The organism is Paraburkholderia sp. BCC1884, assembly GCF_900996225.1.
Lineage (GTDB): Bacteria > Pseudomonadota > Gammaproteobacteria > Burkholderiales > Burkholderiaceae > Paraburkholderia.
Genome location: NZ_CAAJGL010000112.1, coordinates 340,628 through 356,689 on the forward strand (window position 1 = coordinate 340,628; position 16,062 = coordinate 356,689).

Below are 16,062 nucleotides of genomic sequence, written 5' to 3' on the forward strand. Positions count from 1 at the left end.
TGCACGGATATTGCATCGCATCCCTATGCCCGAAAAAGGACCGCGCCTTGAAACACTCATATGAAACCGTACCCGAGCGGCCGATGCAGGTGCGCGGCTGCCGCGTCTCCGCACCGATTCGTCAGCCATGGGGCGGCGCCTGCCGGATTGTCGAGTGGATCGACACGACGGGGCAGATTTCGCGCCGCGTAGTCGCTGAAGATGTAACGGCGGCCGAGGTGCGCGCCACCATCAACCGTCATGTGGAAGGCCGCAAACACTTTCTCTACGACGACGAAAAGACGCCGCGTCAGACCTTGCCACGGCAGACCGTGGTGCGCCGCTGAGGCTCTGGCCTCGGGCCAGAGGTTGAGCGTTAGCCGGTCAGCCTGCTCTGATCGTTTTTGTTTTCGCCTTCGCCTTCGCTCGCCGCGGCGTACGCCTGCGGATTGAACAGCGGATGCCGCGCGGCTTCCGCTGCCGTCAACACAGGCGAGACGCAACAGTCGAGTGGCTCCAGCAGCAATACCCAATCTTCCAGATCATGCTTGCCGATCACGTCGGCCAGCTCCTGCGCCAGCGCGGCGGCGTCCGGGCCGCCGATCGCCTGACCGAGGCTCCAGTGTCGGGTGGCCCATTCGGGCCGGTCGAGCGCCATGCACAGCGTTTCCCAGAACTTCAGTTCGAGTGCGCCGACCGCGAGCCAGCGGTTATCGCGCGTGCGATAGAGGTTGTAGCAGGGTACGCCGCCGTTCAGCAGACCTGCGCCGACCGGCGGCGCGTCGCCGTCGTTGGCGAGCCCGACCTGAGCGACGACGTTGTGCGCGTAGGTCGCGTGCGTCATTGATACGTCGACGAAACGGCCTTCGCCGCCTCGCGACACGCACCAGAGCGCCGCGAGAATCTGCGTAACCGCGCTGAGCGCTCCGCCGAGCAGGTCGGCGATCTGGAAATTCGGCAGGATCGGCGTGCCGTCACGGCTCGCCAGTTGTTCCAGCACGCCCGCGTAACCGATGTAGTTCAGATCGTGACCGGCATGGTCGACGAACGGGCCGCTCGCGCCGTAACCGCTGATCGCACAGTAGACGAGCCGCGGGTTGATCGCGCGCAAAGTTTCGTAGCCGACGCCGAGACGCTCCATCACACCGGGCCGGAAGCTTTCGATCAGCACGTCCGCTTCGGCGGCCAACGCGCAGAGCACGTTGCGCCCGGCTTCCGATTTGAGGTCGAGACGCGTCTCGCGTTTGCCGCGGTTCACCAGCCGGTAGAACGCGCCGGGCCGGCCGGCCACGCGGTCGCTCGAAGACTGCATCATCGTGCGGGTAGGGTCGCCTGCGCCGGGCGCTTCGATCTTCAGCACATCGGCGCCGAGTTCGGCGAGCCGCAGGGCGGCCACCGGTCCCGGCAGCAGGCGCGTCAGGTCCAGCACGCGCAGTCCTTGCAACGCCGGCGGCGTTGCAGCGGACGGAGACACGGATATAGTCGTGGACGACAAGGCCAAACTCCCCTCGATGCCGGCGCGGATCGCAACAGCCTGCCGCTAGCCGATTTGTTCGAGTTCCTCGTGAGTCTCGAGCCATTCGGCTTCGAGTGCTTCGAGGCGCGCGTTCACATCTGCCTGACGACGGATTGCCTCCGTCAGTTTGCTCTTCTGCCCGGGCTCGTAACTCGCCGGATCGACGACGAACGCATCGAGCGTCGCCTTCTCGGCATTGAGCGAGTCCATTTCCTTCTCGATCTTGTTGATGCGGCTTTGCAGCGGTTTTTTCAGGTGCGCGAGCTTCTGACGCGTTTCCGCTTCGAGACGCCGCTGCTCCTTGCGGTTCACGCCGTTGTCGCTATCGCCGGCGCCGTTCTCCGGGGAACCGGCCTTGAGCGCCGCGCGCTGATCGGCCGCGTGCTGCAGCAGCCAGTCGCGGTAGTCGTCGAGATCGCCGTCGAACTCCTGCAGGCGATGCTTCGCGACCAGCATGAATTGATCGGTCGTCGCGCGCAGCAGATGCCGGTCGTGCGAAACCAGAATCAGCGTGCCTTCGAATTGCGCGAGCGCCATGGTCAGCGCATGACGCGTTTCGAGGTCCAGATGGTTGGTCGGCTCGTCGAGCAGCAGTAGATTCGGCTTTTGCCAGATGATCAAGGCAAGCGCGAGGCGCGCTTTCTCACCGCCGGAGAACGGCGCGATTTTCGCCGTCGCCATTTCGCCGGAGAAGTTGAAGCTGCCGAGGAAGTCGCGCAATTCCTGTTCGCGGGTGTCCGGCGCGAGCCGCGCGAGATGCTGCAAAGGCGTGTCGTCCGCGCGCAGCGTTTCGAGCTGATGCTGCGCGAAATAGCCGATACGCAGCCCCTTGCCTTCGCGCACATGGCCGCTGAGCGCTTCGAGCGTGCCGGCCAGCGTCTTGATCAGCGTGGACTTGCCCTGGCCGTTGGCACCGAGCAGGCCGATGCGCTGCCCGTTCTGAATCGACAGCATGACGTGCTCGACGATCGGAATCTCGATACCTTCTTCTTCGTTGCGATAACCGCAGCGCACGTTCTCCATCACCATCATCGGATTCGGCGCGGAGTCGGGCGTGCGGAATTCGAACGTGAAGGGCGATGTAGCATGCGCCGGCGCGATCAGCTCCATCTTTTCCAGCGCTTTCACACGGCTCTGCGCCTGACGCGCTTTGGTAGCCTGGGCCTTGAAGCGGTTGATGTAGCTCTGCAGATGCTCGACGGTGCGCTGCTGTTTCTCATACGCGCTCTGCTGCAATGCGATCTGCTGCGCGCGCAGGATCTCGAATTGCGAGTAATTGCCGCCGTAACGCTTGATCTGCTGTTGCTCCAGATGCAGCGTGACGTTGCAGACCGAGTCGAGAAATTCGCGGTCGTGCGAAATCACGATCAACGTGCCGGGATAACGGTGCAGCCAGTCTTCGAGCCAGACGATCGCGTCGAGGTCCAGGTGATTGGTCGGCTCGTCGAGCAGCAGTAGGTCGGAGCGGCACATCAGCGCCTGCGCCAGATTCAGTCGCATGCGCCAGCCGCCCGAGAAACTGCTGACCGGCTCGCGTGTCTGTTCCAGCGTGAAGCCGAGGCCGAGCAGCAGGGCTTCGGCGCGAGCGGGAGCGGTGTAGCCGTCAGCGTCCGCGAAGGCCGCGTGCGCTTCGCCTTCAGCCGCGCCGTCGTGCGCGGCCGACGCGGCGGCAATGCGCGCTTCGATCGAGCGCAACGCGGCGTCGCCGTCGAGCGTGTAGGCGAGGGCGGTCTTATCTGCGGCGGGGGTTTCCTGCGCGACGTGGGCGATCCGCCAGGTCGGCGGCATCGAAAAATCGCCGCCGTCCGCATGCAGTTCGCCGAGCAGCACGGCGAACAGCGTCGACTTGCCCGCGCCGTTCGCCCCCACCAGGCCAGCCTTCTCGCCGGGATTGAGGGTGAACGTGGTGTTGTCGAAGAGCGGCTTGGTGCCGCGCGCGAGACTGAACTGGTTAAAGCGGATCACGAAGAGGCCGGCGGAAGAAAACCGCTATTTTAGACTGCCGGGGCTGACACCGGGCGCTCAACCGGCATCGGCCATTCGGCCGACTGTACCGGCCCGGCTTTTGGCATAGACTGACGGCTTTTACGGGGGGAGCACATGACATCGATTTATTCGTTTTCGGCACGTACGCTCGGCGGCGAGGAAGTGAGTCTCGAGCAGTATCAGGGCAAGGTTTTATTGATCGTCAATACCGCGAGCGAATGTGGCTTCACGCCGCAATACGCGGGTCTGCAGAAGGTGTACGACACTTACGCGGCACGTGGTCTCGCGGTGCTCGGTTTTCCGTGCAACCAGTTCGGCAAACAGGAGCCGGGCGACGCCACCCAGATCGGCAGCTTCTGCGAAAAGAACTATGGCGTGACCTTTCCGATGTTCGACAAGGTCGACGTGAACGGTGCGAACGCGCATCCGCTGTTCCGCTATCTGACAGGCGAGGCACCGGGCCTGCTGGGCCTCGAAGGGATCAAGTGGAATTTCACCAAATTCCTGATCGGCCGCGACGGCAGTGTGATCAAGCGCTATGCGCCGCTGACCAAGCCCGAGGCGATCACCGAGGATATCGAAAAGCTGTTGTGAGGCAGCGGGGTGCGCGCTCGAGGCGCACCCGCGACTTGCGTGCGAAACGCGGCGTTTACAGGATCGGCGAGAAGAGCCGCGCCACGTGCATTGCCACACGTCGCCATGCGCTCGCTTCCCGATATTCGTTGCGATCGATTTCGAGCGATTCGGCGAAGTCGGCGAGCAGCATGGTTTCGACCTCGCCGGCAAAGCCGCGGTCCACGGTCAGCACCATGATCTCGAAGTTCAGGCGGAACGAACGGTTGTCGAGATTGGCGCTGCCGATTGCCGCGGCCACGCTGTCGATCAGCACCACCTTCTGATGCAGGAAACCCGGCTGGTAGCGGAAGATGCGGATACCCGCGCGCAACGAGTCGTAGGCGTAGAGTTTCGAGGCCGCGAAGACGACCAGATGATCGCGCCGGCTAGGAATCAGAATGCGCACGTCCACGCCGCGCAGCACGGCGAGGCGCAGCGCCGAGAACACGGCTTCGTCGGGCACGAGGTAGGGCGTGGTGATCCAGATACGCTCGCGCGCCGCATTGATCGCTTCGACGAAAAAGAGGGAACAGGTCTCCTGTTTGTCGGCGGGCCCGCTCGGTACGACGAGGCAGTGCATGGCGTGGTTCGCGGCCGGGTGATCGGGCGGGGTGTCGAGTGGATCGCCCGCCAGGATGGTCGAGAGGGTTGCCAATGCATCGGCGGCCGGGATGTCTGCCGGGTCGCTCGTCCGGTTGTCTGGCCGGTGATCTACCCGGTCTTCCGCAGTGGGTGCGCTCTCGGCGCTCACCGTAGCCGGAGTCGTCGCGAGCGTAGCCAGGCCATGGGTCGCCGAGGCGTTCGACAGTGCTGCGATCGCGTGATCCGAAGAGTGGTTCGACGCAACGGCGATCACCCGGCTCGCTGCCTCGTTCGACGCGGCGACCGGCGCGTCATCGGTCCGATCCTCCGGGCGCGCCGTCGGCATATCGAATTCGGGCATCTGTTGCGTCGCCCAGTGCCAGTCTTCGGTGAACACGAACTGGATGCTGGCGACCGCCGGCCCCCGCACTTCGATATGCGTATCGCGCCACGGCGAGAGCGGTGGTTTGCCGCCGAGATACTCGACGCCCACGTTGTGGCCGCCCACGAACGCGCGTTCGCCATCGACTGAAACGATCTTGCGGTGATTGCGGAAATTCAGTTGCAGACGATTCACGAAGCGGCGATTGGTGGCGAACGGATGCGTCTCCACGCCGCCCGCGCGCAGCGCCGCCACGTAGCGGTGAGGCAGATCGAAGCTGCCGATACTGTCGTACAGGAAGTAGACGCGCACACCTTGTTGGGCTTTTGCGATCAGTGCGTCTTTGAGCATTTCGCCCAGCGCATCGTCGCGCACGATGAAGAACTGCACGATCACGTAGCGCCGTGCGCTCTCGATGGCTTCGAAAATGGCTTCAAAAGTTGCCGCGCCGTTCACCAGCGTGCGCACGGAATTGCCCGGCAGGAAAGGCATGCCGCCGAGGCGCGTGAGCGAATGCACGAGTCTCGCTCCAAGCTCCTGCGTAGGCAATCCCGCCGACGAAGCCTGGGTATCCCATTCCGGCGGATGCGCCCGCGTGCGCATCAATTCGTTCTCGACCCGGCGCGCGTCCGCGTAACCCGCGAATTTGCTGCGGCCGAGGAAGAGATACGGAATCACCGTGAGATAAGGCATGGCGACCAGCGACACGGCCCACGCGATCGCGCCTTGCGAGGTGCGGGTGTTGAGAATCGCGTGACACGCCGCGACCACGCCGAGGATATGGCACAGGGCGACCAGCGGGCCAACGTGAAGCAGGTCGAATTGCATAGGCGGCAGAAGGGTTGGCAAAAGGCCGCCGGGCTCGCGCAAGCGCGCAGCAGACAGCTGACCGCGCTCATCTTACCGAACGCGCACGGGTTGAGGGCGGTTCGGATCACGCGCGACGGCGTCGCCCACGAATGCGCCGGGCGCGGGCCGCAGAAAACACGAAGCGCGGCAGGAGAGCTACCCCTGCCGCGCTTCGCGGAGATCGACGATGAAACCTCAGACCGGCAGATCGGCAGCCTGAATCAGGAACACGTTGTCATCACCGGCGCTGGTCGACAGCCACACCAGATCGAGGCCGCCGAACGCGGCTTCCACGTTCGCGCGCTCGTTGCCGATTTCGACCACGAGCACACCGTTTTCGGTCAGCCAGTTGCGCGCCTGGGAAATGATCCGGCGCACGATGTCCATGCCGTCGTCGCCGCCTGCCAGCGCCATGTCCGGCTCGTGCTTGTATTCGGCAGGCAATTCCTGCATCGAAGTGGCATTGACATACGGCGGATTGCTGATGATCACGTCGTAGCGGCGCTCGGCGAGCGGCGCGTACAGATCGCCTTCGAACAAGGCGATGCGGTCTTCGAGCTTATATTCGGTGACGTTGCGCGTGGCGACTTCAAGCGCCGGCGCCGACAGATCGACCGCATCGATATCCGCGTTCGGAAAGGCGTGCGCCGCGAGAATCGCGAGGCAGCCGGAGCCCGTGCACAACTCCAGCACCGCGCCCACCTGCTCGGGATCTTCCACGTACGGCTGCAAACCGTCCTGCAGCAGTTCGCCGATGAACGAGCGCGGCACGATCACACGCTCATCCACGTGGAAGCGGAAGCCATGCATCCACGCTTCCTGCGTGATGTAGGCGGCCGGCACGCGCTCGGTGGCGCGGCGCTCGATCACGTTCAGCACCGCGTCGACTTCGGCCGGGCTCAGGCGCGCGTCGAGAAACGGCTCCAGCAGATCGAGCGGCAGATGCAGCGTGTGCAGCACGAGGTAGGCGGCTTCGTCGTAAGCGTTGGCCGAACCGTGGCCGAACGACAGATCGGCCTGATTGAAGCGCGACACCGCGAAACGCAGCAGGTCGCGAACAGTGGAAAACGGGAGCGTCATCGCAAATAGTCCTTGGGTCACGCAATAAGTTGTTCGAGCACGCGGCGATACACGTTTTTCAGCGGCTCGATGTGTGCGACTTCGATATGTTCGTCGATCTTGTGGATGCTGGCGTTGAGCGGCCCGAATTCGATCACCTGCGGGCAGATGCGTGCGATGAAGCGGCCGTCCGAGGTGCCGCCGGTGGTCGACAGTTCGGTCGTCACACCGGTCTCGTCCCTGATCGCCTGGGCGAGCGCGTTCGACAGTTCGCCGCGCGGCGTGAGGAACGGCAGGCCGCTCACCGACCAGTGCAGGTCGTATTCAAGGCCGTGTTTGTCGAGGATCGCCTGCACGCGGGCCTGCAAGCCTTCCACCGTGCTGGCGGTCGAAAAGCGGAAATTGAACATCACGTCCGCGTGACCCGCGATCACGTTGGTTGCGCCGGTGCCGCTGTGGATATTCGACACCTGCCACGTGGTGGGCGGAAAGTATTCGTTGCCGTCGTCCCAGCTTTCGGCGACCAGTTCGGCCAGCGCGGGCGCGAGCAGGTGCACCGGATTCTTCGCCAGATGCGGATAGGCGATGTGACCTTGCACGCCCTTGACGATCAGCTTGCCGGACATCGAGCCACGCCGGCCGTTCTTCACCATGTCGCCGAGCTGCGCGCTCGACGTCGGCTCGCCGACGATGCAATAGTCCATGCGCTCGCCGCGCACCTGCAAGGCCTCGACCACTTTGACGGTGCCGTCGGTGGCCGGGCCTTCTTCATCGCTCGTGATGAGGAAGGCGATCGTGCCGCGATGCGCCGGGTGCGCCGCGACGAATTCCTCGCTCGCCACCACGAAGCCCGCGATCGACGCCTTCATATCGGCCGCACCGCGCCCGTACAGCTTGCCGTCACGATGGGTCGGTTCGAAGGGCGCTGATTGCCACTGTTCGAGCGGGCCGGTCGGCACGACGTCGGTATGGCCGGCGAAGGCGAGCAGTTTGCCCTTCGTGCCATCCACGCCGCGTTTGACGGCCCACAGATTGGTCACGCCGTTCGATTCGATCGTTTCGTGCCCGAAGCCGATTGCCGACAGGCGTTCGATCAGGAGGCGCTGGCAATGCTGGTCGTCGGGCGTAACGGACGCGCGCGAGATCAGTTGTTCGGTAAGGGCGAGGGTGCCGGACATGGATTCAGTACAAGCCACTTTGAAATGAAAAAATGCCGGCTGACGGTGCAACACCGCAGCCGGCAACAGCTTTCAGGCAACGCGGCGAGGCCGCGTTTTGCCACGTATTGCGATGCGATGCGATGCGATGCGATGCGCGCGCCGGAACCTGATTGCGCCGCCATTGCGCGCCGCTTCAGACCCCGCGCCGCGGATCAGGCAAACAGCGCCGCGTACTCATCCGCCGAAAAGCCCAGCGACTTGACCCGGCCGTTCACCACCAGCACGGGCCGCTTGATCACCGACGGCTTGTGGATCATCAGCGCGATCGCACCCGACTGCGTGTCCGCCGCCGCTTTCATCTCGTCGGACAGGCCACGCCACGTGGTGCCACGACGGTTCAGCAGCGCGTCGAGCTTCACGTCTTTCAGCCAGTCCTGCACGAGCGGTTCGGCCACGCCGTGCTTCTTGAAGTCGTAAAACTCGAATTCGACGCCGTGTTCTTCCAGCCACACACGGGCTTTCTTCACGGTGTCGCAGTTCGGGATGCCGAAGACGACGGTTTTGGTCCCGCGCGCCATTAGTCGCCTCGCAGCAGCTCGTTCAGGCCGACCTTCGCACGCGTCTTGGCGTCGACCTTCTTGACGATCACGGCGCAGTAGAGGCTATGCGAGCCATCTTTCGACGGCAGGTTGCCCGCCACCACCACCGAGCCCGCCGGAATGCGGCCGTACGTCACTTCGCCGGTTTCGCGGTCGAAAATCTTGGTGCTCTGGCCGAGGTACACGCCCATCGAGATCACCGAGTTTTCTTCGACGATCACGCCTTCCACCACTTCCGAACGCGCGCCGATGAAGCAGTTGTCTTCGATGATGACCGGGTTCGCCTGCAGCGGCTCCAGCACGCCGCCGATGCCCACGCCGCCCGACAGGTGGACGTTCTTGCCGATCTGCGCGCACGAACCGACGGTGGCCCAGGTATCGACCATCGTGCCTTCGTCGACGTACGCGCCGATGTTGGTGTACGACGGCATCAGCACGACGTTCTTCGCGATGAACGAGCCACGGCGCGCGATCGCGGGCGGCACCACGCGGAAGCCGCCGGCGGCGAAGTCTTCAGCGGTGTAGTTGGCGAACTTCGACGGCACCTTGTCGTAGAACTGGCTGTAACCGCCAGCCGGCATCGGTGCGTTGTCTTCGAGGCGGAACGACAGCAGCACGGCTTTCTTCAGCCATTGGTTCACGACCCAGTCGCCGTCTTTCTTCTCGGCGACGCGCAGCGCGCCCTTGTCCAGTTGCTCGATGGCGTGGGCGACGGCTTCGCGCACGTCGGCGGGAGCGGCCTTCGGCGACAGTTCGGCGCGGTTTTCCCAGGCGGTGTCGATGATCTGCTGAAGTTGTTGCGACATATGCGTGCTTTTCTGAAGAGTTGAAGTCTGAAGAAGGAGATGCGGCGCGGGGCGTTAGCTCGAAAACGACCGAAGCAAACTCAACCCGCGAGCGCGCGGCAAAAATCGACGATCCGCTGTGCGCCTTGCGTGCATTCGTCGACATTGGCGACGAGCGCGAGGCGCACGAAATTGCGGCCGGGGTTCACGCCGTGCGCAGTGCGCGCGAGGAACGAGCCCGGCAGAACCGTCACATTATAGTCGGCGTAGAGGCGCTGGGCGAACTCGGTATCCGTAAGGCCCGTGCGCGAGACGTCCGCCCACAGGTAAAACGCGGCGTCGGGCAGGCGCACGTCGAGCACCTCGGCGAGCATCGGCGTGACGGTGGCAAACTTCTGCACGTACTTCGCGCGGTTCTCGCGCACGTGCGTCTCGTCGTTCCAGGCCGCGATGCTGGCGCTCTGGAACACCGTCGACAAGGCCGCGCCGTGGTACGTGCGGTAGAGCAGGAAAGCTTTCAGGATCGCCGCGTCGCCCGCGACGAAACCCGAGCGCATGCCCGGCACGTTGGAGCGCTTGGACAGGCTCGACAGCATGATGAGCCGCTCGAAGCCACGGCCGAGCCGATGCGCGGCTTCCAGCGCGCCGAGCGGCGGCTGCGCTTCGTCGAAATAGATTTCCGAGTAGCACTCGTCGGAGGCGATCACGAAGCCGTAGCGGTCCGACAGCGCGAACAGTTCGCGCCAGTCGTCGAGCGTGAGCACCGCGCCCGTCGGGTTGCCGGGCGAGCAGACGTACAGCAGTTGCGTGCGCGCCCAGATGTCGGCCGGTACCGCCGAATAGTCGCAGGCGAAGTTGCGCGCCGGGTCGCTATTGACGAAATACGGCTGCGCGCCGGCGAGAATCGCCGCGCCTTCGTAGATTTGGTAGAACGGGTTCGGACAGAGTACGATCGCAGGCTCGCTGTCAGCCTTCGCGTTGGCGTTCCCGTTGGCGTTGCGTTTCGGATCGATCACCGTCTGTGCCAGCGCGAACAGCGCCTCGCGCGAACCCGACACCGGCAGCACCTGAGTGGCCGGATCGACCGGCGGCAGGTTGTAGCGCTGCGTGACCCATTGCGCGATCGATTCGCGCAGAGCGGGCGAGCCGAGCGTGGCCGGATACGTGGCGAGACCGCCGAGCGAGGCGATCACGGCGTCGCGGATCAGCGCCGGCGTGGGATGTTTCGGCTCGCCGATGCCGAAGCTGATAGGCGCAAGGCCGGCCGGCGGCGTGACGTCTTTGAAAAGCACGCGCAGCTTTTCGAACGGATAGGACTGAAGGGAATCGAGTAGCGGGTTCACTGGACGGATCGAGCCTGATCGAGGATGGGCGCAGACGTAGGCAGCAGGATGAGCAGGATGCTGGCCACGCGCACCGGCGGCGCGGCGCATGACAATGCGCCAGACGGGACGGCAGCGGCGGCGAGTAGAGGATTATAGCGTGGCGCAACCCGCCAGGCGGCGCAGGCAATGCGTTGCAGCGGGAACGACGCGAACCGCCGACGGTTCGCGCAAGAGAGAAGCAGGAGCAGCAATGTACGCAGCAGTCCTGGAGACATTCGGACCAGGTGGGCGCAAGAACGCCGCGGTCCGCAACAGAATCACCGCGAGCGACGCCGCAGGCAACCCCGAGGGACGCGACCGAACCGCTGTCTTCCTTGTCACACCAGGTTCGACAAGCGCGACAAGCTCATCGGGCCACGCCAGTTGCGCCCCCAGCGACTCCGCCAGGAGTCTCGCACCATGACCAACTGGCTTCGTAACGGCTGGCCGACGCTCGCAATCATGCTGGGCGCATCGGTGTGGGGCATGATCTGGTATCCGCTACGCATGCTCGCGGCGCTCGGCGTCACCGGCACGGCGGCCAGCGCGCTGACGAGCGGCGCCGGTTGCCTGTTCGTTCTACTGGTGCGTTATCGGACGCTCAAGACGGTGCGCTGGCACTGGCTGCTGCCGGCCCTGGCATTGGCGGCGGGCATCACCAACCTCGGCTTCGTGTGGGGCTCGATCCACGGCCAGGTGATGCGCGTGCTGCTGCTGTTCTATCTGACCCCGGCCTGGACCGCGCTCTTCGCGCACTTCATCCTGCACGAGCGGCTGACCTGGGCGGGTGCGGGGCTCGCGGCGCTGTCGCTGGCCGGCGCGATGACCATGCTGTGGTCGCCCCAGCTCGGTCTTCCCGTGCCCGGCAATCTCGCCGAATGGGCGGGCCTCGCCGGCGGCATGGGCTTCGCGATGAGCAATGTGCTGATCCTGAAGACGAGCCGTGTGCTGCCCGACATGAAGCCCGAAATGCGTACCGCGACGATCTTCGGCGGCGCGGCGATTTTCAGCGCCTGCGCCTCGCTGTTCGAAGCGATGCCTGCGCCGCCCACCGGCGCGCACCTCGGCACGGCCGCGTGGCTGGTAGTCGGCCTCGGTTTTCTGCTGGCGTCCAACAATATGCTGGTGCAGTACGGGCTCGCCCGCGTGCCGGCCAATCGGGCGTCGATCATCATGCTGTTCGAGATCGTCGTCACGGCGTTGTCCGCGTGGCTATTTGCCGGCGAAACGCCCGGCCCGCGCGAGTGGGCAGGCGGCCTGTGCATCGTGCTGGCCTCGGCGCTGTCCAGTTGGGTGCATCGGACCAGGGCGCTGCCGCCCGATCCGGACAATCCCGAGCCGGGCCTCGCAGCGGGCCGCGAAACAGACCGTAAGGACGGTAAGAACCGCTCACGTGCGATGGTATGATTGCCCCTCATTAGCCGGCGCACGTTTCACCGCGTGCAGTCGGCGCCCGTGTCGCGAAGGTTCGCGAGTCGTTTCGCCGTCGTGGCGAGCGGCCAGCGCGGCCTTCACGAGCTACCTGATATTTTCCCTTTTCAAACAGCGAAATCGCCGTGCGTCTGACCTCGATCAAACTCGCTGGCTTCAAGTCATTCGTCGATCCTACGCATTTCCAGGTCCCGGGCCAGCTGGTCGGCGTGGTGGGACCGAATGGATGCGGCAAGTCCAACATCATCGATGCCGTGCGCTGGGTGCTCGGCGAATCGCGCGCCTCCGAGCTGCGTGGCGAGTCGATGCAGGACGTGATCTTCAATGGCTCGACCGCGCGCAAGCCGGGTAGCCGCGCCAGCGTCGAACTCGTGTTCGACAACGCCGACGGCCGTGCCGCCGGACAGTGGGGCCAGTATGCCGAAATCGCCGTGAAGCGCGTGCTCACGCGCGACGGCACCTCGAGCTACTACATCAACAATCTGCCGGCGCGTCGCCGCGACATTCAGGACATTTTCCTCGGCACCGGTCTCGGGCCGCGCGCCTACGCGATCATCGGGCAGGGCATGATCGCGCGCCTGATCGAGGCGAAGCCGGAAGAGTTGCGCGTGTTTCTGGAAGAAGCCGCGGGCGTGTCGAAGTACAAGGAACGCCGTCGCGAGACCGAGAACCGTCTGCACGACACGCGCGAGAATCTGACGCGGGTCGAAGACATCGTCCGCGAGTTGGGTGCGAATCTGGAAAAGCTGGAAGCGCAGGCCATCGTCGCGACCCGCTATAAGGATCTGCAGACCGACGGTGAAGAGAAGCAGCGTCTCCTGTGGCTGTTGCGCAAGAACGAAGCGGGCGGCGAGCAGGAACGTCAGCAGCGCGCGATCGAGCAGGCGCAGATCGACCTCGAAGCGCAAACCGCCCGGCTGCGTGAAGTCGAAGCGCAGCTGGAAACGCTGCGCGTCGCGCATTATTCCGCCAGCGATGCGATGCAAGGCGCGCAAGGCTCGCTGTACGAGGCGAACGCCGAAGTCAGCCGGCTCGAAGCCGAGATCAAGTTCATCGTCGAATCGCGCAATCGCACTCAGGCGCAGATCGCCGCGTTGACCGCGCAGCGTGAGCAGTGGCAGTCGCAGGCTCAAAAGGCCCAGGGCGATCTCGAAGACGCCGAAGAACAACTGGCCGTCGCGGAAGAAAAAGCCGCGATCGCCGAAGAAGAAGCCGCCGCTAAGCACGACGCGATGCCCGCGCTCGAAGCCCGCTGGCGCGACGCGCAAACCGGATTGAACGCCGAGCGCGGCGGTATCGCGCAGACCGAACAGGCGCTCAAGCTCGAAGCCGCGCATCAACGCAATGCCGACCAGCAATTGCAGCAGTTGCAGCAGCGTCACGAACGCCTGAAGCTGGAAGCGGGCGGTCTGGACGCCCCCGACGAAGCGCAGCTCGAAGACTTGCGCATGCAGCTCGCCGAGCACGAAGAAATCCTGCACGACGCGCAAGCCCGCCTCGCCGACGCGCAGGAAACGCTGCCGCGTCTGGACGGCGAACGCCGTGCCGCCCAGGAGCGCGTGCAGTCGGAAAGTGCGCAGATTCATCAGCTCGACGCACGCCTCGCCGCGCTCAGGCAGCTGCAGGAAAACGTCCAGACCGAGGGCAAGATCCAGCCGTGGCTCGACAAGCACGAACTGGGCGGCCTGCCGCGTCTGTGGAAGAAGCTGCATGTCGAAGCGGGCTGGGAAGCCGCGCTCGAAGCCGTGTTGCGCGAGCGTCTGGCCGCGCTGGAAGTATCGAATCTCGACTGGGTCAAGGCGTTCGCGACCGATGCGCCGCCTGCCAAGCTCGCCTTCTACGCACCGCCCGCGGCGGGTCAACCCGCCGCGACGCCGGCCGCGTTGCGCCCGCTGCTGTCGCTGGTGCGTATCGACGACGCCGGCATTCGCGCCGTGCTGAACGACTGGCTGGGTCTGTCCTTCGTCGCCGACGATCTGCAGCAGGCTCTGGCGATGCGCGCGCAACTGCCGGAAGGCGGTTCGTTCGTCGTCAAGGCGGGTCACTTGGTGACGCGCGTGGGCGTGCAGTTGTATGCCGCCGATTCGGAACAGGCCGGCATGCTGGCCCGCCAGCAGGAAATCGAAAACCTCGGCCGTCAGGTGCGCGCACAGGCCTTGCTCGCGGACGAAGCGAAGGCCGCCGCGATCCGCGCCGAAGCCGCTCACACGCAAGCCGCCCAGGCGTTGACCGATGTGCGCCAGCAGGCCGAACGCGCCACGCAACGCGTGCACGCCTTGCAGATGGACGTGCTCAAGCTCACGCAGGCACACGAGCGCTACACGCAGCGCAGCACGCAGATTCGCGAGGAACTCGAAGAGATCACCGCGCAGATCGAAGAGCAACGCGCGATGCGTGCGGAGTCGGAAGCGAACTTCGAGCGTCACGACGGCGAACTCGCCGAACTGCAGGCGCGTTTCGAAGATCATCAACTGGCTTTCGAAGCGCTCGACGAAGCCCTCACCGCCGCGCGCGGGCAGGCGCGCGATCTCGATCGTGCCGCCACCGATGCGCGCTTCGCCGCGCGCAACATGGCGAACCGCATCGACGAATTGAAGCGCAGCATCCAGGTCGCGCACGAGCAGAGCGAGCGGGTCGCGGCGTCGCTGGAAGACGCGCGCGCCGAGCTCGAAACGATCAACGAGCAGACCGCCCATACCGGCTTGCAGGACGCGCTCGATATTCGCGCCGTCAAGGAAGAGGCGCTGCACGCCGCGCGTCTCGAACTGGACGACCTGACCGCCAAGCTGCGTGCCGCCGACGAAACGCGTCTGAGCGCCGAGCGCGCGTTGCAACCGCTGCGCGATCGCATCAACGAATTGCAGTTGAAGGAACAGGCGGCGCGTCTGAACGGCGAGCAGTTCATCGAGCAACTGGCCGCGGCCGGTGTCGACGAGGCCGAGTTGCAGGCCAAGCTCACGCCGGACATGAAGCCGTCGTATCTGCAGGGCGAAGTCACGCGCATCAACAACGCGATCGCGGCGCTCGGTCCGGTCAACATGGCCGCGCTCGACGAACTGAAGGCGGCGAGCGAGCGCAAGAGCTTCCTCGACGCGCAATCGACCGACCTGAACAGCGCGATCGAAACGCTCGAAGACGCCATCCGCAAGATCGACGCGGAAACGCGCACGCTCCTGCAAGGCACCTTCGACCAGGTCAATCACCACTTCGGCGAACTGTTCCCGCGTCTGTTTGGCGGCGGCCAGGCCAGGCTGATCATGACCGGCGACGAAATTCTCGACGCCGGCGTGCAGGTGATGGCGCAGCCGCCGGGCAAGAAGAATTCGACCATCCATCTGCTCTCGGGTGGTGAGAAGGCGCTGACGGCGACCGCGCTGGTGTTCGCGATGTTCCAGTTGAATCCCGCACCGTTCTGTTTGCTCGACGAAGTGGACGCACCGCTCGACGACGCCAACACGGAACGCTTCGCGAACCTCGTGCGCGCGATGTCGGACAAGACCCAGTTCCTGTTCATCTCGCACAACAAGATCGCGATGGAAATGGCGCAGCAGTTGATCGGCGTGACCATGCAGGAGCAGGGCGTGTCGCGGATCGTGGCGGTGGACATGGAATCGGCGGCGGGTTTCGCCCAGAATATCGGTTGAGTCTGGGTTTGAATTGATGAACGCGGGCGCCCGCGTTCAGCGCAGCGGCCACTGGCCGCGCGAAACGTGGGGCGGGCGCAGAACCGCGCAGACAGAAGAATTGCTGATGGA

At 64.8% G+C, this 16,062-nt stretch carries 12 protein-coding genes and 1 pseudogene; 4 read left to right on the top strand and 9 right to left on the bottom strand.

All coding sequences use genetic code 11. The features are described 5' to 3' along the window. The first annotated feature begins 47 nt into the window (after positions 1-47). The gene (locus tag FQ705_RS27130) at positions 48-326 is read left to right on the top strand and encodes a DUF2866 domain-containing protein (RefSeq protein WP_144146411.1); all 279 of its coding nucleotides are present in this window, start codon (positions 48-50) and stop codon (positions 324-326) included. Between the two features lie 29 nt (positions 327-355). Here FQ705_RS27130 and FQ705_RS27135 read toward each other — a convergent pair whose 3' ends face one another. Both FQ705_RS27135 and FQ705_RS27140 read right to left on the bottom strand, forming a co-directional pair. Next, positions 356-1,423 (bottom strand): CaiB/BaiF CoA transferase family protein, encoded by a 1,068-nt coding sequence (locus FQ705_RS27135; protein ID WP_144146699.1) that lies wholly within the window; start codon positions 1,421-1,423, stop codon positions 356-358. A 96-nt stretch (positions 1,424-1,519) separates the two neighbouring features. Beyond that, entirely contained in the window at positions 1,520-3,460 is a 1,941-nt protein-coding gene (locus FQ705_RS27140) for an ATP-binding cassette domain-containing protein (RefSeq protein WP_144146414.1), read from the bottom strand. Between the two features lie 135 nt (positions 3,461-3,595). On the opposite strand from FQ705_RS27140, the gene FQ705_RS27145 reads away from it, so the two are divergent. Continuing rightward, positions 3,596-4,075: a glutathione peroxidase gene (locus tag FQ705_RS27145; protein WP_144146419.1), complete on the top strand. Its 480-nt coding sequence runs from the start codon at positions 3,596-3,598 to the stop codon at positions 4,073-4,075. A 55-nt stretch (positions 4,076-4,130) separates the two neighbouring features. Here the strand turns inward: FQ705_RS27145 and FQ705_RS34650 are convergent, their stop codons facing one another. The 7 genes and pseudogenes from FQ705_RS34650 to dapC form a co-directional block, all read right to left on the bottom strand. After that, entirely contained in the window at positions 4,131-5,552 is a 1,422-nt protein-coding gene (locus FQ705_RS34650) for a cardiolipin synthase (RefSeq protein WP_409934739.1), read from the bottom strand. A 219-nt stretch (positions 5,553-5,771) separates the two neighbouring features. Next, positions 5,772-5,888: pseudogene (locus FQ705_RS35020) on the bottom strand (hypothetical protein); the annotation flags it as partial. A 216-nt stretch (positions 5,889-6,104) separates the two neighbouring features. After that, positions 6,105-6,989: a 50S ribosomal protein L3 N(5)-glutamine methyltransferase gene (gene prmB / locus FQ705_RS27160; RefSeq protein WP_144146422.1), complete on the bottom strand. Its 885-nt coding sequence runs from the start codon at positions 6,987-6,989 to the stop codon at positions 6,105-6,107. A gap of 17 nt (positions 6,990-7,006) precedes the next feature. Next, positions 7,007-8,146: a succinyl-diaminopimelate desuccinylase gene (gene dapE / locus FQ705_RS27165; RefSeq protein ID WP_144146425.1), complete on the bottom strand. Its 1,140-nt coding sequence runs from the start codon at positions 8,144-8,146 to the stop codon at positions 7,007-7,009. Between the two features lie 194 nt (positions 8,147-8,340). Next, positions 8,341-8,706, bottom strand: coding sequence for an ArsC family reductase (locus FQ705_RS27170; RefSeq protein WP_144146427.1), 366 nt, complete (start codon positions 8,704-8,706; stop codon positions 8,341-8,343). Further along, positions 8,706-9,533, bottom strand: coding sequence for a 2,3,4,5-tetrahydropyridine-2,6-dicarboxylate N-succinyltransferase (gene dapD, locus FQ705_RS27175; RefSeq protein WP_144146430.1), 828 nt, complete (start codon positions 9,531-9,533; stop codon positions 8,706-8,708). The genes FQ705_RS27170 and dapD overlap by 1 nt, the downstream gene beginning before the upstream one ends. 80 nt (positions 9,534-9,613) lie before the next feature. Continuing rightward, complete coding sequence (dapC, locus tag FQ705_RS27180) at positions 9,614-10,855, bottom strand: succinyldiaminopimelate transaminase (RefSeq protein ID WP_144146701.1); 1,242 nt, start codon at positions 10,853-10,855, stop codon at positions 9,614-9,616. Between the two features lie 441 nt (positions 10,856-11,296). Between dapC and FQ705_RS27185 the strand changes: the two genes are divergently transcribed. Together FQ705_RS27185 and smc are read left to right on the top strand one after the other, a co-directional pair. Next, entirely contained in the window at positions 11,297-12,283 is a 987-nt protein-coding gene (locus FQ705_RS27185; protein ID WP_144146433.1) for a DMT family transporter, read from the top strand. Positions 12,284-12,432: 149 nt separating this feature from the next. After that, positions 12,433-15,951: a chromosome segregation protein SMC gene (gene smc, locus FQ705_RS27190; RefSeq protein ID WP_144146436.1), complete on the top strand. Its 3,519-nt coding sequence runs from the start codon at positions 12,433-12,435 to the stop codon at positions 15,949-15,951. Positions 15,952-16,062 lie beyond the last annotated feature (111 nt).